The 17,278-nt window shown below is 74.7% G+C and carries 18 protein-coding genes; 9 read left to right on the forward strand and 9 right to left on the reverse strand.

Translation table 11 applies throughout. From position 1 onward, the window contains the following. The first annotated feature begins 58 nt into the window (after positions 1-58). Complete coding sequence (locus tag O2V63_RS02505; protein WP_269165991.1) at positions 59-721, forward strand: DUF4245 domain-containing protein; 663 nt, start codon at positions 59-61, stop codon at positions 719-721. Here O2V63_RS02505 and O2V63_RS02510 read toward each other — a convergent pair. From O2V63_RS02510 to O2V63_RS02525, 4 genes are all read right to left on the reverse strand, one after another. Continuing rightward, on the reverse strand, positions 718-939 hold the full coding sequence (locus tag O2V63_RS02510) for an exodeoxyribonuclease VII small subunit (protein ID WP_269165992.1): 222 nt from the start codon (positions 937-939) through the stop codon (positions 718-720). The two genes, O2V63_RS02505 and O2V63_RS02510, sit on opposite strands and share 4 nt — an antisense overlap. Beyond that, positions 936-2,171, reverse strand: coding sequence for an exodeoxyribonuclease VII large subunit (xseA, locus tag O2V63_RS02515; protein WP_269165993.1), 1,236 nt, complete (start codon positions 2,169-2,171; stop codon positions 936-938). Before xseA ends, O2V63_RS02510 begins: the two co-directional genes overlap by 4 nt. Before the next feature lie 79 nt (positions 2,172-2,250). Next, a complete protein-coding gene (locus O2V63_RS02520; protein WP_269165994.1) occupies positions 2,251-3,012 on the reverse strand; it encodes a M15 family metallopeptidase in 762 nt (253 codons plus the stop codon). Between the two features lie 112 nt (positions 3,013-3,124). After that, a complete protein-coding gene (locus tag O2V63_RS02525) occupies positions 3,125-4,270 on the reverse strand; it encodes a lipid droplet-associated protein (protein WP_269165995.1) in 1,146 nt (381 codons plus the stop codon). 156 nt (positions 4,271-4,426) lie between these two features. Between O2V63_RS02525 and O2V63_RS02530 the strand changes: the two genes are divergently transcribed. After that, a complete protein-coding gene (locus O2V63_RS02530; protein ID WP_269165996.1) occupies positions 4,427-5,398 on the forward strand; it encodes a 4-hydroxy-3-methylbut-2-enyl diphosphate reductase in 972 nt (323 codons plus the stop codon). Positions 5,399-5,486: 88 nt separating this feature from the next. Here O2V63_RS02530 and O2V63_RS02535 read toward each other — a convergent pair whose 3' ends face one another. Next, positions 5,487-6,086, reverse strand: coding sequence for a DUF6542 domain-containing protein (locus O2V63_RS02535; RefSeq protein ID WP_269165997.1), 600 nt, complete (start codon positions 6,084-6,086; stop codon positions 5,487-5,489). Positions 6,087-6,488: 402 nt separating this feature from the next. Here O2V63_RS02535 and O2V63_RS02540 point away from each other — a divergent pair, with 402 nt between their 5' ends. Beyond that, positions 6,489-7,484: a YihY/virulence factor BrkB family protein gene (locus tag O2V63_RS02540; protein ID WP_269165998.1), complete on the forward strand. Its 996-nt coding sequence runs from the start codon at positions 6,489-6,491 to the stop codon at positions 7,482-7,484. Positions 7,485-7,510: 26 nt separating this feature from the next. On the opposite strand, the gene O2V63_RS02545 is transcribed toward O2V63_RS02540, so the two are convergent. From O2V63_RS02545 to O2V63_RS02555, 3 genes are read right to left on the reverse strand one after another with little or no spacing between them, the layout of a single operon-like run. Continuing rightward, a complete protein-coding gene (locus O2V63_RS02545) occupies positions 7,511-8,581 on the reverse strand; it encodes a DNA recombination protein RmuC (protein ID WP_269165999.1) in 1,071 nt (356 codons plus the stop codon). 53 nt (positions 8,582-8,634) lie between these two features. Beyond that, on the reverse strand, positions 8,635-9,171 hold the full coding sequence (locus tag O2V63_RS02550) for a methylated-DNA--[protein]-cysteine S-methyltransferase (RefSeq protein ID WP_269166000.1): 537 nt from the start codon (positions 9,169-9,171) through the stop codon (positions 8,635-8,637). Beyond that, positions 9,168-10,670, reverse strand: a complete 1,503-nt coding sequence (locus O2V63_RS02555) for an Ada metal-binding domain-containing protein (RefSeq protein ID WP_269166001.1) — start codon at positions 10,668-10,670, stop codon at positions 9,168-9,170. The genes O2V63_RS02550 and O2V63_RS02555 overlap by 4 nt, the downstream gene beginning before the upstream one ends. 143 nt (positions 10,671-10,813) lie before the next feature. Here O2V63_RS02555 and O2V63_RS02560 point away from each other — a divergent pair, with 143 nt between their 5' ends. From O2V63_RS02560 to O2V63_RS02580, 5 genes are all read left to right on the forward strand, one after another. Then, complete coding sequence (locus O2V63_RS02560; protein WP_269166002.1) at positions 10,814-11,716, forward strand: ABC transporter ATP-binding protein; 903 nt, start codon at positions 10,814-10,816, stop codon at positions 11,714-11,716. Beyond that, positions 11,713-12,537 (forward strand): ABC transporter permease, encoded by an 825-nt coding sequence (locus O2V63_RS02565; RefSeq protein ID WP_269166003.1) that lies wholly within the window; start codon positions 11,713-11,715, stop codon positions 12,535-12,537. Before O2V63_RS02560 ends, O2V63_RS02565 begins: the two co-directional genes overlap by 4 nt. After that, complete coding sequence (locus O2V63_RS02570) at positions 12,534-13,775, forward strand: sensor histidine kinase (RefSeq protein ID WP_269166004.1); 1,242 nt, start codon at positions 12,534-12,536, stop codon at positions 13,773-13,775. The genes O2V63_RS02565 and O2V63_RS02570 overlap by 4 nt, the downstream gene beginning before the upstream one ends. Next, a complete protein-coding gene (locus O2V63_RS02575; protein WP_269166005.1) occupies positions 13,772-14,410 on the forward strand; it encodes a response regulator in 639 nt (212 codons plus the stop codon). Before O2V63_RS02570 ends, O2V63_RS02575 begins: the two co-directional genes overlap by 4 nt. 133 nt (positions 14,411-14,543) lie before the next feature. Continuing rightward, the gene (locus O2V63_RS02580) at positions 14,544-15,743 is read left to right on the forward strand and encodes an HNH endonuclease signature motif containing protein (RefSeq protein WP_269166006.1); all 1,200 of its coding nucleotides are present in this window, start codon (positions 14,544-14,546) and stop codon (positions 15,741-15,743) included. A gap of 65 nt (positions 15,744-15,808) precedes the next feature. Here O2V63_RS02580 and O2V63_RS02585 read toward each other — a convergent pair whose 3' ends face one another. Further along, positions 15,809-16,144, reverse strand: coding sequence for a cupin domain-containing protein (locus O2V63_RS02585; protein ID WP_269166007.1), 336 nt, complete (start codon positions 16,142-16,144; stop codon positions 15,809-15,811). A gap of 54 nt (positions 16,145-16,198) precedes the next feature. Here O2V63_RS02585 and ychF point away from each other — a divergent pair, with 54 nt between their 5' ends. Then, positions 16,199-17,272: a redox-regulated ATPase YchF gene (ychF, locus tag O2V63_RS02590; protein ID WP_269164978.1), complete on the forward strand. Its 1,074-nt coding sequence runs from the start codon at positions 16,199-16,201 to the stop codon at positions 17,270-17,272. Positions 17,273-17,278: the final 6 nt, after the last annotated feature.

The raw sequence follows: 17,278 nt of genomic DNA on the forward strand, positions 1-17,278 counted from the left end.
GAGCCGTCGGGCGACGCTGCCCAGCGGGGTGGTGGAGCGGTGCTGCGATCCTAGGGGCATGCCCGACACCGGCCAGGACGGCGAGCAGCCCCGGCCCGCCCAGCCCTCCGTCACCGCGACCGACGCCTCGACCGGCGCGTCTCCCGACGCCGGCGGCCCGGCCCCCGCCGCGTCCCCGGCCGTCGACCGGATGCACCGCTTCACCTCGGCCAACATGATCCGGTCACTCCTGCCGCTGCTGGTCATCTGCCTGGTGATCGTGGGCGTCACGGCGCTCCGGCAGAACCCGGCGGACCCGGTCCGCGACGTCGACCCCGCGAGCGCGCAGCGGGCGGCCGCCGAGCGGGCGGACTACGAGCTGCTGGTGCCGACCGACCTCCCCGACGGGTGGCGGTCGACGAGCGTGCGCACCAACGCGGGCTCCGTGCAGGCCGGCGACCCGGTGACCCTGGAGATCGGCTGGTTCACCCCGAGCGAGGAGTACGCCGGGTACGTGGTCAGCGACGACCCGGGCGCAGCTGCGCTCGCCGACGTCCTCGAGGGCGCGACCGCCGACGGCACCGAGCAGGTCGACGGACAGACGTGGGAGCGGCTCGACACCCAGCGCGGGGAGACGGCGCTCACCCGGACCGCGGACGGCGCCACCCTGGTGGTCAGCGGTTCGGCGTCGGAGGAGGAGCTGGCGACCCTGGCCGGCTCCCTGGCCCCCTACGCCCCCTAGTCGTCCTGCCCGGGGGCGGCGGCAGCCAGGCGTTCGCGGGCCCGGTCGAGCCAGTGCTGGCACAGCTCGGCCAGTTGCTCGCCGCGCTCCCAGAGGGTCAGCGACTCCTCCAGGGTGAGGCCGCCGGCCTCCAACCGGCGCACCACGTCGGCGAGCTCCTCGCGGGCCTGCTCGTAGGTCTGGGTCGGCTCGACGGCCTGCTCGGGCTGTTCGGTCACGGTTCCCCATCCTCCCCGGCGGGCGTGCGGTCGACCCGCACCGGTAGCCGGCCGCCGGCCACCCGGACCTGCAGCCGCTCGCCGTCGTCCACCCCGGCGGGGTCGCGGACCAGCGCGCCGTCGGCCCGCTGGACCACCGCGTAGCCGCGCTCCAGCGTCGCGGCGGGGGACAGTGCGGCGACCCGGGCACGGGCGTGCACGAGGTCGCGTTCGGCGCCCTCCACCCGGTGCGTCAGCGTGCGGGTGGCCCGGGTGCGCAGCGCGGTGACGTCGTCGGCCCGGCCGGCCAGCAGCCGCTGGGGATCGGCCAGCACCGGGCGGCTGCGCACCGACTCCAGCCAGCGTTCCTGCTGGTCCAGGCGGCTGCCCAGCAGGTGCCGGGCCCGGGCGCGCAGCCCCTCGACCAGCCGCGTCTGTTCGCCGATCTCCGGGACGACCCGGTGCGCGGCGTCGGTGGGGGTGGCCGCCCGGACGTCGGCCACGTGGTCGACCAGCGTGGTGTCGGTCTCGTGCCCGACGGCGGTGACGACGGGCGTGCGGCTGGCCGCGATCGCTCGCACCAGGCCCTCGTCGGAGAACGGCAGCAGGTCCTCGACCGAACCGCCACCGCGGGCGATGACGATGACCTCCACCGTCGGGTCGGCGTCCAGCCGCTGCAGTCCGGCGATCACCGACTCGGCCGCCGTCGGACCCTGCACGGCGCAGTTGTGCATCGCGAGGCGGACCGCGGGCCAGCGCCGCCGGGCGGTGACCAGCACGTCGCGCTCGGCGGCGCTGTCCCGCCCGGTGATCACGCCGACGACGGCCGGGGCGAAGGGCAGCGGGCGCTTGCGGGCGGCGTCGAACAGCCCCTCGGCGGCCAGCAGCCGGCGGATCCGCTCGATCCGGGCCAGCAGCTCGCCGAGGCCGACCGCCCGGATCTCGGTGGCGCGCAGCGAGAAGGACCCGCGGGCGACGTAGTAGTCGGGGCGGGCGCGGACGATGACCCGGGCGCCCTCGGTGAGCTCCAGGCCCGGCCGGTCGGCGACGTCCCGGTGGCAGGTGACCGGCACCGAGAGGTCCGCGGCGGGGTCGCGCAGGGTGAGGAAGACGGTCGCGGCGTTGCCGCGCCGGGACAGCTGGGCGACCTGTCCCTCGACCCACACCTCACCGAGCCGGCCGATCCACTCGGCCACCTTGCGCGCCACGGTGCGGACCGGCCAGGGCGACTCGGGGGAGGACGGACTGCTCACCCGGCCGAGCCTGCCAGACGGAGGACCCGCTCCTCCCCGAGCCCGGCGAGCTCGGGTCGTGCCCCGGGAGGGTGCCGTCTCAGCCGGGGTAGCCCGGAGCCGCGGGGAGCCCGAAGAACTCCTCCATGGTGGCTGTCCCGGTGTGCTGCATCTCCGTGGCCAGCGGGGCGCCCACGTACCGGACGTGCCAGGGCTCGTACTTGAACCCGGTCACGTCCTGCCCGCCCTCGGGGTACCGCACGAGATAGCCGAACTCGGCGGCGTGGGCGGCCACCCACTGGCCCTCGGCCGTGGTGGCGAAGCAGCTCTCGATGTCGCACCCGCCACCGCCGACGTCGGCCGCCAGTCCCGTCTGGTGCTCGCTGTGGCCGGGCCGGGCCACCTGGATCTCGGCCCGGTCCTCGCCGAAGCGGCTGACCTGGGCCTCGAAGAGCGCCACCTGGTACTCGTAGGACCGGTAGGCGCTCTGCACGCTCAGGTCGATGCCCTGGGCAGCGGCGGCGTCGATCATCGCGTCCATCGCCTGCGCGGCCTCTGCGCGCAGCTGGTACCCGTTCCCGATCGGGACCAGGTCGGCCGGGGCCCAGTCGATCGGGCTGAGCGGGCGGGCCTTGTTGACGACCACCCAGGTGCTGGCCGGGTCGGTGATCGACTGCTGGGTGCGGTCGAACGTCGGCGTCGGCGTGGGTGTCGGCGTGGGTGTCGGGCTCGGGGCCGTGGGCGATGTGGTGGTGGTGGGGGCGCCGACGGCCGTCGGGGTCTGCTCGTCATCCGCCCCGGCGCCCCGCAGCCAGACGGCCACCCCGACCGCGACCACCAGCACGGCGACCAGCGCGAGCACCAGGACGAGCCCCCGACGTCCCCCCGTGTCCCCGTTGCGGTTCGTGTGCCTGCTGCCCGTCGTGCCCCCGTCGCCCACCGTCTCCGCTGCCTGCCTCGTCACTGCCGCCGGCTCAGCCGCGGTCGGCGCTGAGCTTCTCCAGCCGGTTCTGCAGCAGCGTCACGTAGGGCGCGCGGGCGCGGGTGGCCCGCTCGTAGTCGAGCAGGTCGGCCACGGTCTCGGTCGGGTAGGCGCGCAGGTGCCCGCGCAACGCCGGGATGCTGAAGGAGTCGTAGCCCTCGACCGGGCTGACCGGTGCCCCGTCGGCGGCCGGCCCGGTCGCCTCGGCCGGCGTGTCGGCGGGGACCAGCGGGTCGCTGGCGGCGCTGTCGGTGACCGCGCTGCCGGGCGTGACGCTCTCCGCCGCCTCCGGTCCGCCGAGGTCGACCAGCTCCTCGGTCGCGTCGTCGAGCGCGGGGACGTCGGGCACCGCGTCGTCGACGATCCGGGTCTGCCCGGGCACCTGCTCGGGGGAGATGTCGTCCAGCGTCGACACCCCGGCCGCGAGGACCTCGGCGGGCGGGGTACCGGGCACCGCGGGTTCGGCGACGAGCTCGTCGGCGACCGCCGCCTCGATCTCGACCTCGTCCTCGGCGATGTCGGCGACGGTGTCGGCGGTGAGCTCCTCGAGCACCTCGTCCGGGACGGCGTCGGGCACCTCGGCCGCCACCTCGTCGGCGACCTCGGCAGCCAGTTCGTCGACGACCGCGGTCACCGCGTCGGCCTCCGGGTCGTCCGGCAGCGCGGCGACCTCACCGGGGGAGAGGTCGGGGACGGTGTCGTCGGAGCTGGCCGCCAGCACGGCCGCCACCTCCTCGGAGAGGTCGTCGGGGTCGGCCACCGGCAGGTCGGCGGCGGCGAGGTCGTCGGCCAGCGTGTCGGCGAGCTCCTCGGGCGTGGGGTCGTCGTCGAGGTCCACGACCCGGTCGAAGGCCGAGCCGCGCCCGGCGGAGGCCGGCCGGGGAGCGGGGGCCTCGTCCTCGTCGTCGAAGGTGGCCAGCCCCGGTCCGGCGTCGCCGCGCAGGCTGGTGAGCACCTCGTCGCCGCGGGCAACGAGGCCGGAGTACTGCTGCTGCAGGTGCAGCGAGGTCTGCAGGGCCTGCCCGATCAGCCGGACCGGGAGCCCCGGCAACGTCGTGGGGAGCTTGCGTGCTTCGTCGAGCACGGTGGCGGCCAGTCCGGCTGCCGCGCGGACCACCTCGGGGATCTCTCGAGCCATGGGGCCCAGGGTGCCGCACGTGGCGATCACCGGCAGCCCGACCGTGTGCGCCGTCCCCCGTCCGGGCGGACGTCGTGGGGCCTCAGCGTGTCCAGCGCCACCCGGTCCGGGCCGCAGCGGCCGGTCCTGTGCCGTGGGCACACCTACAGTGGGGGCATGGCTGAACCGCGCGGACGCGTCCTGCTGGCCGACCCCCGGGGGTACTGCGCCGGCGTCGACCGGGCGGTCATCGCCGTCGAACGGGCGCTGGAGATCCACGGCGCCCCGGTCTACGTCCGGAAGCAGATCGTGCACAACAAGCACGTCGTGGCGACCCTCGAGCGCCGGGGTGCGGTGTTCGTGGAGGAGACCGACGAGGTGCCCGAGGGCGCGGTCGTCGTCTTCAGTGCGCACGGCGTCTCCCCGGCGGTCAAGGCCGAGGCAGAGCAGCGGTCACTGCGGACGATCGACGCCACCTGCCCCCTGGTGAGCAAGGTGCACATGGAGGCCAAGCGCTTCGCCAAGGACGACTACGACATCCTGCTGATCGGCCACCGCGGGCACGAAGAGGTCGAGGGCACGATGGGCGAGGCCCCGTCGAACACCCAGCTCGTCGACGGCGCCGAGGACATCGCCAACGTCCAGGTGCGCGACCCGGAGAAGGTCGTCTGGCTCTCCCAGACCACGCTGTCGGTCGACGAGACGCTGGCGACGGTCGACTCGTTGAAGAACCGCTTTCCCGGTCTGCAGAGCCCGCCCAGCGACGACATCTGCTACGCCACGCAGAACCGTCAGCAGGCCGTCAAGCAGATGGCCGCCGAGTGCGACCTGGTGCTGGTCGTCGGCTCCACCAACTCCTCGAACTCGGTCCGGCTGGTCGAGGTGGCGCTGGAGGCCGGTGCCCGGGACTCCCACCTGGTCGACTTCGCCTCCGAGGTGGACGAGGCCTGGCTGGACGGCGTCGGCACGGTCGGGGTCACCAGCGGCGCCTCGGTGCCCGAGATCCTGGTCAGCGAGGTGCTCGACTGGCTGGCGGCTCGCGGGTACGCCGACGTGGAGACGGTCAAGGCAGCAGAGGAACGGCTGGTGTTCGCCCTGCCGCACGAGCTGAAGCCGCGTCGGGAGGCGCTCGCGGTCGAGACCGACTGACGGTCCCGCCGCCCTGCGCTGAGCCAGGGCGGGACGCGAGAGGGCCGGCACCCGTGGGGGTGCCGGCCCTTCGTGCGTTCGAGGTGGGTCAGCGGCGGGCGGCCAGCCGCCCGAGGGTGATCACGAGCGCGGCGCCGGTGGCCAGGCCCATGGCCGGGAAGCCGCGCACGAGCAGCGTCGCCAGCGTCGGGAGGTTCAAGCTGGCCGACGGCGCCAGGCCGATGTTCAGCAGGGCCACCGCGACGAACACCAGGGGCGGGGCGACCAGGACGCTCAGCAGGTCGCTCCGGCGGGTGACCAGGGCGGCCCCGATGGTCCCGACGGTGAGCGCCACCAGCGTGATCAGGCCGAGGCCGAGGCCGATGTAGGAGTCGGCCGCCGCGGCGACCAGGGTGACCAGGAAGACACCGGCGATCGCGAAGGCGCCGCGGATCCCGGTGCTGTGGGAGCGGCTGCCGTACGCAGAGGAGCCGGTGCGTCGTCCGTCGCGGGGCGCAGCGGAGGGCGCGGGGTGGGGGGACTCGTCGGGGTGGCGGCCGCCGCGACCGGCGGCCCGCGGGTCGGGGGCACGACGCTCGGGCGCGCCGGGTGATCGTGGGGCACGGCCGCCGGGCGCGCCGCCGGCGGCCCGGGGCGACGGGTAGCCGGGGCCTGCGGCTCGGCCGGCGTCGCTGCGTTCTGCACGCACGGCGTCCTCCCGCCTGTCTCGAACTCGGGCATCGACAGTGACCGGAGCGATGGTGCACCTCCTCGTCGGCAGCGGAGGGCCGAGGCCGTCCCACTGGTCGGGCCACGGTATCGGCCCTCCCTGAGTGAACGCTGGACCCGGCCGGGAGTGGCGGGCCAGAACTCGCCGGTGTCGGCCCACCGAGGTGGCGCATTCTGGGCACGAGGACCTCACTCGCCCCACGCGTCCCCGAGGTCACCCGAACGGCTGAGGAGGACGTGGCGGTTCGGTGACGATCCCGACACGCGGGCATGAACGGGGAGCCGCCGGGGGATCGACGACAGGCTGGTCCACGCCGAGGGGCGGTCGCCGGCTGTGCGGGCACCGCGCCCGCCACGACCCCGTCCAGGAGGACCTGCCCGCATGAGTTCGGTGAGCTTGGTCCCCGAGGTCGCCGCGCGGGACGAGGAGCGGCTGACCGCCCGCGCCGCGTGGGCGGTCCTGCGCAGCTGCCGGGTCGGCGAACTGTGGCGCGCCTCGTGGGCCCGCTTCCGCTACGGCGACGGCTTCTCCCACGCCCGGGCGCTCGGGCTGCAGTTGTCGCTGGCCGCGGTGCCGCTGCTCATCGCCGCGATCGGCCTGAGCAACCTGTTCAAGACGCCCTCGTTGCGGTTGCTGATCGACCGGACGGTGCTCCAGCTGTCGCCCAGCTCCTCCGACCCGATGGTCCGGCGGGTGCTGTCGCCCTGGAGCGACCAGCCCGACGGGATCCCGCTCGCCACGGCTTTGGGGCTCGCCGCGGCGACGCTCGCGATGGCGACCGCCATGGGCCAGCTCGAACGCGGGGCCAACCGCATCTACGGCATCCAGCGCGACCGGCCCACCGTCGAGAAGTACCGCCGCGCGCTGGGCCTGGCGGTGATCGCCGGGGTGCCGCTGCTGGTGGGGTCGGTGCTGGTGACCACGCTCATCGCCGCGGCCGAGGCGATGGACGACGTGTACGGCGTCGAGGAGGAGGTGGTCGTGCTCCTGGTCGGCCCCGTCGCCGTCGGACTCCTGCTCGCCGCGATCACCCTGATGCTGCGCCGGGCCCCGTACCGCCTCCAGCCGGCCTGGTCGTTGCTGGTGCTGGGGAGCACGCTCGCGCTGGTGCTGTGGACCGGCTTCACCTTGCTGCTGGCGGGGGCGCTCAGCCTGATCGGCTCCCTGGGGTCGGCCTACGGGCCGCTGACCGGCGTCATCGCCCTGCTCTTCTGGGCGCAGCTGACCTCCGGTGCGATCTTCCTGGCCTTCGCCGTCTCCGCCGAGCTGGAGCTGACGGCCATCCAGGTGGCCGAGGCCCGCCTCGCCGAGGCCGGTGCACCGGCCCCCGGTCCTTCGCTGCCGGGTGGATCGGCGACCACCGAGGTGCTCACCTGACCGATCGACGTCGAGCCGGGGGCGGGTCAGCCGGTGGTGCCGTCGCGTTCCTCGAACCCGGGCAGCTCCGGAGACGGCGGCCGCAGCGCGCGGACCGTGCCCTCGACCGGTGCCGGGGTCGGCACCGGTGCGGCCGCGACGCCGAGGTCGTCGAACCGCCGGGTGGCCACCAGCACCGAGCGCTCGTAGGAGCCGACCGTCTCGTTGTACCGGGTCAGCGCCGACCCCAGGGCCGAGCCGAGTCGGGTCAGGTGTCCGGACAGGGTGCTCAACCGGGCGTGCACGGTGCGTCCGGCTTCCAGCACGGCGGCGGCGTCGTGCGCCAGCCGCTCCTGCCGCCAGGAGTAGGCGACGGTGCGCAGCAGGGCCAGCAGGGTGCTCGGGGTGGCGATGATGACGTCGCGGCCGAAGCCGTGCTCGAGCAGCGCCGGCTCGGCCTCCAGCGCCGTGGTGAGGAACCCGTCGGCGGGGACGAAGAGCACGGTGAACGGTGCCGCGGTGCCGAAGGCGGTCGGGTACCGGCGGGCGGCGAGGATGTCGACGTGGGCGCGCAGCTGCCGCGCGTGGTCGGCGACCCGCTGGGCACGCACCGCCGGGTCGGTGGCCTGGACCGCCTCGATGTACCCGGTGAACGGCACCTTCGCGTCGACGATCACCTGCCGGCCGTCGGCCAGGGTGACGACCAGGTCGGGGCGCACGGCCGAGCCCTGGTCCGTGGTGCCGGACGGCTGCTCGACGAAGTCGCAGTGCTCCAGCAGCCCGGCCACCTCCACGACCCGGCGCAGCTGCAGCTCGCCCCAGCGCCCGCGCACGTGTGGGGTGCGCAGCGCGGTGACCAGCGCGGCGGTCTCCTGGCGCAGCAGGGCCGAGGTCTGGCCGATGGTGCCCACCTGTTCCCGCAGCTCACCGTGGGCGGTGGCCCGGTCGCGCTCGATGCCGGCCAGCAGCCGGTGCAGGTGGTCCAGCGACTCGTGCACCGGCTCGAGGGCCTCCGTCGGCGCCCCGGCCCGCCCACGCACCGCCACCACCCCGAGGGTGACGGCGGCGGCCAGGAGTGCACCGATGAGGAGCCCGACGAGCAGGGAGGCGGCGTCCATGCCGGTCAGGCTGCCGGACGGGTCCGACAGTTCCCGGGAGGCGGCCGGAGGTGTCACCCGGCCGGGACCGGGGAGTGCTCGGCCTCGTGGTCCAGCAGCCAGCGCTTGACCGGCGTCCCCCAGCGGAAGCCGCCGAGGCCGCCGCCGGTGGACAGCACCCGGTGGCAGGGGACGAACAGCGCGGCGGCGTTGCGCGCGCACGCCCCCGCCGCCGCCCGGACGGCGGACGGGCGGCCGCAGCGCTCGGCGAAGGAGGCGTAGGTGTCCGGCTGACCGGCGGGCACGGTGCGCAGCACCTCCCAGGCGTCGGTGAGGAAGGGCCCGGAGCGCTGGCGCACCGGCACCGTGTCGATCGCGGTCACGTCGCCGGCGGTGAAGGCGTCGACGACGTCGAGCACCGGCAGCTCCTCGGCGCGCTCCACCCAGGTCGGCCGCAGCGAGCGGTGCACGACCGGCAGCAGCTCGCCGACGTCGTCGGTCCAGCCGCTGGCGAGCACGACGTCCGCGCCGTCCGGGCCGTCGGTGACGAGCACGGTGAACGGGCCGGGCGGGGTGTCCACGGTGCCGTAGCGGGCAGCTGCGGTGGTCATGACGGGCTCCGATCGGGAGTGGTGCCGCGGGTGAACAGAGACGGGACGGCCAGCGCCCACAGGTGCATCACGGCGTAGGAGCGCCACGGCCGCCAGCGGGCTGCGGCGTCGGCGTCGGAGCTGCCGAGCGCGGCGAGACTGCGCCGCAGCGCCAGGTCGCCGGGGAGCCAGACGTCGGGGTCGGCCAGCCCGCGCAGCCCGACCAGGGCCGCCGTCCACGGGCCGATGCCGGGCAGGGCCAGCAGCTGACGGCGGGCCTCGTCGCGGTCGGCGCCGGGGTCGAGGGGCACGCTGCCGCTGGCCAGCGCCGCGGCCAGGGTGTGCACCGTGCGCCGGCGGGCCCCGGTCAGGCCGACCGCGGACAGATCGGCGTCGACCAGGGCGTCGGCGCGGGGGAAGGCGTGGGTGAGGGTGCCGACCGGCTCGGCCAGCGGCCGGCCCGCCGCGGTGACCACGCGGGCGGTGAGCGTCCGGGCGCCGGCCACCGAGACCTGCTGGCCCAGCACCGCGCGGACCGCCAGCTCCTCGGCGTCGGGGGCGGCCGGGACCCGCCGTCCCGGGGCACCGGTCACCAGCGGGGCGAGCGCCGGGTCGGCGCCGAGCAGCGCGTCGACGGCGGCGGGGTCGGCGTCCAGGTCGAGCAGCCGCCGGCACCGGGAGACAGCTGCGCCGAGGTCCCGCAGCTCGGTCAGCCGCAGCCGGGCCAGCACCGCCGGCCCGCCGTCAGGGGCGGGGGAGAGCTGGACCACGGCGGGGCCGTGCGGCAGGTCCAGCACCCGGGAGAACGTCGTCCCGTCCCACTCCTCCAGGCCCGGGGTGGCGTGCGCGCCGAGGAAGAGCAGCACCTCGTCGGCGGCGAAGGGCGAGCGGGCGGCCAGCCGCAGGGTCAGCCAGCCCGGGGTGCCGCCGTCGCTGCGCGGCGTGGCCGGGCGGAGTGCGGAGGGCGTCGTCCCGAACACCGACCGCACCGTGTCGTTGAACTGCCGGATGCTGGCGAAGCCGGCCGCGAACGCGACGTCGGCCATCGGCAGCAGCGTGGTCTCGATCAGCAGCCGGGCGGTCTGGGCGCGCTGCGCGCGGGCCAGCGCCAGTGGGCCGACCCCCAGCTCGGTGGTGAGCAGCCGGTGCAGCTGGCGTTCCGAGTAGCCCAGCCGGGCCGACAGCCCGCCGACCCCGCCGCGCTCGACCTCGCCGTCGGCGATCAGCCGCATCGCCCGGGCCACGACGTCGGCGCGTACGTCCCACTCCGGTGACCCGGGGACGGCGTCCGGGCGGCAGCGGCGGCAGGCGCGGAAGCCGGCCGCCTGCGCCGAGGCTGCGGTGGTGTGGAAGGAGACGTTGTGCTCCAGCGGCGTGCGCGCCGGGCAGGACGGGCGGCAGTAGATGCCGGTCGTGTGCACCGCGGTGACGAACCACCCGTCGAAGCGGGGGTCACGGCTGGTGACGGCGCGGTAGCAGTGCTCCACGTCGAGCCGTCCCCGCTCCAGCACCTCGGTCATGACACGAGCATGGCACCGTCCGGCCCGGCCGACTGGCGGCTTTCGGACACGACGGTGACGGCCTCCGCCGTCCACCGATCGGTGGACGGCGGACCCACGCTCCGGTGGTCCCGGCGGGCCCGGCGCGGCGACAGGGTCAGGGCATGACGACGACGGAGGCAGCGCCCCTGCCGACCACGACCGGCGGGCTCACCCCGGCCGTCGAGGTCCGCGGGCTGCGGAAGAGCTACGGGGGGAAGGCCGTCCTCGACGGACTGGACCTCGAGGTGCGGCGCGGGGAGTGCTTCGCGCTGCTCGGGCCCAACGGCGCGGGCAAGACCACGACGATCGAGGTGCTCGAGGGCGTCCGGCGGCGCGACGCCGGCGAGGTCGCGGTGCTGGGGGAGGACCCGGCCACCGCGGGTCGTGCCTGGCGGGCCCGGATCGGGGTGGTGAGCCAGGGCGAGGGGGCGGGCCAGGCGCTGAGCGTGCGGGAGACCCTCGACCACTTCGCCCGGTACACCTCCACGCCGCGGCCCACCGCCGAGCTGCTCGCGGCGGTCGGTCTGGAGGAGAAGGCCGACACCCGGGTGGGGCGCCTCTCCGGCGGCCAGCGGCGCCGGCTCGCGGTCGCCCTCGGGGTGCAGGGCCGGCCCGAGCTGGTCTTCCTCGACGAACCGACCACCGGGATGGACCCGGTGGCCCGCCGGCAGTTCTGGCAGCTCGTGCGTGACCTGCGGGCCGGTGGGACGACGGTGCTGCTGACCACCCACTACCTCGACGAGGCCGCCGAGCTGGCCGACCGGGTCGGGGTGATCGCCGGTGGCCGGCTGGTCGAGGTCGCCCCGCCGGCCGAGCTCGGCGCCGCGCTGCGCCGGGAGGCCACGGTCCGCTGGCGGGAGGACGGCGGCTGGCGCGCGGTGCCCACCGAGACCCCCGCCGCAGTCCTGCGCGACCTGCTCGCCGCCTCCCCGCACGGCGAGGTCCCCGGCCTGACAGTCACCCGCCCCGACCTGGAGGACGTCTACCTCCAGCTGGTCGGCACCCCCGGAGGAGAGCCCCGATGACCGTCCTGACCACTGCCCGCCCCGCACCGCCCTCTACCGCCCACATCGCGCTGGCCCGGGTCGGCGTGGAGCTGCGACTGTTCGCCCGGGAGCGCCAGCAGGTGGTGTTCTCCTTCGCCTACCCGGTCGTGATGATGGTCGTCTTCGGCTCGGTGCTCGGCGGTGACGTGCTGCCCGGCGGCGTGCCGTTCCCGCAGTACTTCCTGGCCGGGATCGCGGCCACCGGCATCATGCTGACCAGCTTCCAGGCGGTCGGGACGGCGATCGCCGACGAACGCGAGGCCGGCCAGCTGGAGCGGCTGCAGCTGCTGGGAACGCCGCCGGCGGCCTACTTCGCCGGCAAGGCCGGGCAGGTGCTGGTGACCACCGCGGCGCAGCTGGCGCTGTTGCTGCCGGTGGCCCGCTACGGCTACGACGTGCCGCTGCCGGTCGACCTCGGGCACTGGCTGACGTTCCTCTGGGTCGCCGCGCTCGGCGCGCTCGCCGGCACGGTGCTCGGCATCGCGGTCTCGGCGCTGCCGGGCAGTGCGAGCTCGCTGACCACCTCGATCTCGGCGTTCGCGATCGTGCTGCAGTTCTTCTCCGGCGTCTTCTTCGCCTTCCCCGAGCTGCCGGGCTGGATGCAGCAGGTCGCGGCGGTGTTCCCGCTGAAGTGGCTGACCCAGGGGATGCGCTCGGCGTTCCTGCCCGAGCAGGCGGGCGCGTTCGAGATCGCCGGCGGGTGGGAGCACGGCAGGACTGCCCTGGTGCTGGTGGCATGGGTGATCATCGGCGTCATGGTGTGCGTGCGCACGTTCCGCTGGCGCCGGGCCGACGGATGACCGTCGGCTCCCGGCTCCGGTCCGCCGTCCTCCCCGCCTGGCGCGAGGAGGGCAGCGCGCCGGTGTCCGAGGCGGGGTGGCGGGCCACCGTGCTGGCGTGGCACGTTGCCGTCGCCGCCATGCTGGGGACGGCGCTGGTGCGAGCGGTCGCCGTCGTCGACGCGGACGGCGGGCCGCGCGCCCTGCTCGTCGGTGCGTTGACCTCCTGGGCCGCGGCGTACGCGCTGCTGGGTGCCCCGGCTCTCGTCAGCCGGCACGGACGGCGAGCGAACGCCTACCTCGCGGTCATGGTCGCGGCGATCGGCGTCGTCGGCTGGGTCGAGCCCTCGCTGCTCTTCCTGATGTTCCTGGCCTACCCGCAGGTCTGGTTCCTCGCGGAGTCCGTCGCGGCCGGTGTGCGGTGGACGGTCGCGGCGGCGGCGGCGAGCACGGCCGGACCCCTGCTCGCCTGGACCCGCGGTGACGAGCCGCTGTGGGGTCCCGGGCAGACGCTGGTGGGGCTGGCCTTCAGCCTCGCCATGGGGCTGTGGGTGAACGGGCTGCTGGCCAAGAGCGGGCAGCGGGCTGCGTTGATCGAGGAGCTGGAGTCGACCCGCGCCGAGTTGGCCGCCGCGCACCGCGAGCAGGGCGTCGCGGCGGAGCGGGAGCGCTGGGCCCGCGAGGTGCACGACACCCTGGCGCAGGGCTACACGAGCATCGTCGTCCTGGCCCAGACCGCCGCGGCCCAGCTGCCCGGCGACCCTGGTGCGGCCGCGGAGCGGGTGGCGCTGATCGAGGAGGTCGCCCGGGAGAACCTGGCCGAGGCCCGGGCGATGGTCGCCGCTTTCGCGCCGGTGGCGCTGGACTCCTCGACGTTGCGGGAGGCGCTGGAACGGCTCGCCGAGCGGTTCGGCCGGGAGACCGGCCTGCCCACCCGGCTGGACACTGCTGCGCTGGCGGACGACGCCGGCCTGACCCGGGCGGAGGAGATCGTGCTGCTGCGCGGAGCGCAGGAGGCGCTGGCCAACGTCCGTCGGCACGCCGCGGCCAGCGCGGTGGTGCTGCGGATCGGGGTGGGGGAGGCGGGGCAGGTGTCGGTGCACGTCTCCGACGACGGGGTGGGCTTCGACCCGGAGGCTGCGGCCGGCGTCGGGCTGGCCGGGCTGCGGGACCGGGCCGAGCAGGTGGGCGGCGCGGTCGACGTGGTCTCGGCCCCGGGGGAGGGCACCCGGGTCACGGTGCAGGTGCCGGCGCGATGACCCGTGTCCTGGTGGTGGACGACCACCCTGTCGTGCGCGGCGGGCTGGTCGGCTGGCTGGCCGCCCAGCCGGACCTGGAGGTCGTGGGGGAGGCCGGCGACGGGCTGGCTGCGCTGGCGGCGGTCGCCGAGCACCAGCCGGACGTCGTCCTGATGGACCTGCGGATGCCGCGGATGGACGGCGTCACGGCGACCGGCCGGATCGCGGCCGCGCACCCGGGCGTGCGGGTGCTGGTGCTGACCACCTACGACACCGACGCCGACATCGTGCGCGCGGTCGAGGCCGGGGCCACCGGCTACCTGCTCAAGGACACGCCGTTGCCGCAGTTGGCCGACGCGGTGCGGGCAGCGGCCCGTGGGGAGACCGTGCTGGCGCCGCCGGTCGCGGCCCGGCTGGTGTCCCGGCTGCGGGCGCCGGCGGCGGAGGCGCCGACGGCCCGGGAGCTGCAGGTGCTGTCCGGGGTGGCGCGCGGGCTGACCAACGCCGACATCGGCCGGGAGCTGTTCATCGGTGAGGCGACGGTGAAGACGCACCTGCTCCGGGTGTTCGCCAAGCTCGGGGTCGACGACCGCACCCGGGCGGTCCTGGTAGCGGTCGAGCGCGGCCTGCTGGCGGGCCCCGGCTCGGCCGGCTGACCGCGACTGGAGCGGGCCTGTCAAGAGCCTGCTCGCATCTGTGGAAAGGGCCCTGACCTGCGGATTCGTGTTGCTTGGGGTCCTCGACGGCGGCAATATTCGTACACACGTTCGAATGCGTCGGGAGGTGTCCGTGAGCGAGTTGATGTCAGCTCTGGACGCCTTGGCGGCCGAGGAGCTGCACGGGTTGACGGACGGCGGCGTGCTGGACCGGGTCGCCGAGTTGGTGGCCGTGCAGAACCGGGTCGCCGCGGAGCTGACCCGCACCGTGCGGCGCGCGGACACCACCCAGGCCGCCGAGCACGACGGGTTGAAGAGCATGCGGTCGTGGTTGATCGGGCACACCCGGCTGTCGGCGAGCGACGCGTCGCGGATCCTGCGGTCGGGTCGGGCGTTGGAGCACTTCCCTGCGTTGGCGGCTGGTTTCGCTGACGGGCAGGTCACTGCGGCGCAGGTGAACGTGGTGGCCGAGAAGGTGGGGGAGTCCGAGGTCGCCCGGGCGGCTGAGCAGGGCATCGACCTGGCTGCCTTCGATCAGGTGTGGGCGCTGGTGGCGGCCGAGTCGCCGCACCAGTCATTGGTCGCTGCGGTGCAGGCCTTCGAGGACGCGCTGGACCCCGACGGCCCGGAGCCCGACCCCACCGAGGGTCGTCGGCTGAGCATCGCCAAGCACTCCGATGGCAGCATCACCGGCCGCTTCGATCTGGATGCCGTCGGTGGGGAGAAGGTGCAGGCCGCGATCGAGTCGATCGTGCAGGCCGACCGCCCCCAGGGTGATGAGCGGACCCGGGCGCAGCAGAACGCCGACGCGCTGGTGCAGCTGTGTGACAACCAGTTGGCCAGCGGTGATCTGCCGATCCTGCGGACGGTGAAGCCGCACGTGGTGGTGGGCATCGACCTCGACGACCTGGTCGACCCGGCCACCGGCCCGGGGGCGGCCAGCACCGGGTTCGGGGCGACGATCTCCGCGGCGCGGGCCCGGTGGATCGCCTGCGAAGCCAGCATCTCCCGCATCGTCATGGGCCCCGACGGCGTGCCGCTGGACCTGGGCCGGGACCACCGGGTGGTCACTCCCGGGCTGCGCAAGGCCGTGGAACGGCGGGACAAGGCCTGCGTGTTCGCCGGCTGCGGCGCCCCGAGCTGGTGGTGCGACGTCCACCACCTCATCCACTGGCTGCACGGCGGGGAGACGTCGTTGCAGAACTCAGCCTTGCTCTGCGAACGGCATCACACCAAGGTCCACCACGGTTTCCGGGTGCAGCGAGATCCCGGCGGGCGATGGCGCACCTACCGCCCCGACGACACCGAGATCCTCATCGGCCCACCGCTGTAGCGGCCTGCACTCGAACGGTCCTGCACTCGGACGGACCGCTCCTCAGACGACCCTGCGCTCGGCGGTCAGCTCGCTGGGGTGTCGCCGGTGTTGACCGTCGCGCTCGGCTCGACCAGCAGCACCTGGGCGCCGTCCGGGCTGTACGGCTGGTGCGTGGTGCCCTTCGGCACGACGTACAGCTGACCCGGGCCGAGGGTGACGTCGCCGTCGTCCATCCGGATCGTCAGCGAGCCGGAGAGGACGAGGAACACCTCGTCGGTCTCCGGGTGGCTGTGCCGGGTGAACTCGCCGCGGGTGTGCACGACGCGCAGGTCGTAGTCGTTCAGCACGGCGACGGTGCGGGGTGACCACGGCTGGTCGACGGTGCTCAGGACGGCGGCGAGATTCACGGGTTCGGGCACCTGCTCATCCTCGCCCACCGGGGGAGCGCGTCAACGCCCGTAAGCTGGTTCCCCGTGAGTCTCACCATCGGGATCGTCGGCCTGCCCAACGTCGGCAAGTCGACCCTCTTCAACGCCCTGACCAAGAACGACGTGCTCGCGGCGAACTACCCGTTCGCGACGATCGAGCCCAACGTCGGCGTGGTCGGCGTCCCCGACCCGCGGCTGGCGAAGCTGGCCGAGGTCTTCGGCTCGCAGAAGATCATCCCGGCGACGGTGTCCTTCGTGGACATCGCCGGCATCGTGCGCGGCGCCAGCGAGGGGCAGGGCCTGGGCAACAAGTTCCTGGCCAACATCCGCGAGAGCGACGCGATCTGCCAGGTGATCCGGGTGTTCACCGACCCGGACGTGGTGCACGTCGAGGGCAAGGTCTCCCCGTCCGACGACATCGAGACGATCAACACCGAGCTGATCCTCGCCGACATGCAGACGCTGGAGAAGGCGATCCCGCGGCTGGAGAAGGAGTCGCGCAAGGAGAAGGACCGCAAGGTCCTGCACGACGCCGCCGTCGCGGCGCAGGAGGTGCTCGACAGCGGCAAGACGCTGTTCGCCGCCGGTGTCGACGCCGAGCCGCTGCGTGAGCTGACCCTGCTGACCACCAAGCCGTTCCTGTACGTCTTCAACGTCGACGCCGACGAGCTGGCCAACAGCGAGGTGCTCGACGAGCTGCGGGCCCTGGTCGCCCCGGCCGAGGCGATCTTCCTCGACGCGCAGACCGAGTCCGAGCTGATCGAGCTGCCCGACGACGAGGCCGCCGAGCTGCTGGCCTCCATCGGCCAGGACGAGCCGGGGCTGGACCAGCTGGCCTCCGTCGGCTTCCGCACGCTGGGGCTGCAGACCTACCTGACCGCCGGGCCGAAGGAGTCGCGGGCCTGGACGATCCCGGTCGGCGCCACCGCCCCCGAGGCGGCCGGGGTCATCCACACCGACTTCCAGCGCGGCTTCATCAAGGCCGAGATCGTCGGCTTCGACCAGCTGATGGAGGCCGGCTCGATGGCCGAGGCCAAGTCCAAGGGCTGGGTCCGGATCGAGGGCAAGGACTACGTCATGGCCGACGGCGACGTCGTGGAGTTCCGCTTCAACGTCTGACGGATT

This window comes from Modestobacter sp. VKM Ac-2977, assembly GCF_026968045.1.
Classification (GTDB): Bacteria; Actinomycetota; Actinomycetes; order Mycobacteriales; family Geodermatophilaceae; genus Modestobacter.

Coding starts and splice junctions, on each gene's coding strand:
- O2V63_RS02505 (WP_269165991.1), top strand. CDS start 59: ATGCCCGACACCGGCCAGGACGGCGAGCAGCCCCGGCCCGCCCAGCCC.
- O2V63_RS02525 (WP_269165995.1), bottom strand. CDS start 4,270: ATGGCTCGAGAGATCCCCGAGGTGGTCCGCGCGGCAGCCGGACTGGCC.
- O2V63_RS02530 (WP_269165996.1), top strand. CDS start 4,427: ATGGCTGAACCGCGCGGACGCGTCCTGCTGGCCGACCCCCGGGGGTAC.
- O2V63_RS02540 (WP_269165998.1), top strand. CDS start 6,489: ATGAGTTCGGTGAGCTTGGTCCCCGAGGTCGCCGCGCGGGACGAGGAG.
- O2V63_RS02545 (WP_269165999.1), bottom strand. CDS start 8,581: ATGGACGCCGCCTCCCTGCTCGTCGGGCTCCTCATCGGTGCACTCCTG.
- O2V63_RS02550 (WP_269166000.1), bottom strand. CDS start 9,171: ATGACCACCGCAGCTGCCCGCTACGGCACCGTGGACACCCCGCCCGGC.
- O2V63_RS02555 (WP_269166001.1), bottom strand. CDS start 10,670: ATGACCGAGGTGCTGGAGCGGGGACGGCTCGACGTGGAGCACTGCTAC.
- O2V63_RS02560 (WP_269166002.1), top strand. CDS start 10,814: ATGACGACGACGGAGGCAGCGCCCCTGCCGACCACGACCGGCGGGCTC.
- O2V63_RS02565 (WP_269166003.1), top strand. CDS start 11,713: ATGACCGTCCTGACCACTGCCCGCCCCGCACCGCCCTCTACCGCCCAC.
- O2V63_RS02570 (WP_269166004.1), top strand. CDS start 12,534: ATGACCGTCGGCTCCCGGCTCCGGTCCGCCGTCCTCCCCGCCTGGCGC.
- O2V63_RS02575 (WP_269166005.1), top strand. CDS start 13,772: ATGACCCGTGTCCTGGTGGTGGACGACCACCCTGTCGTGCGCGGCGGG.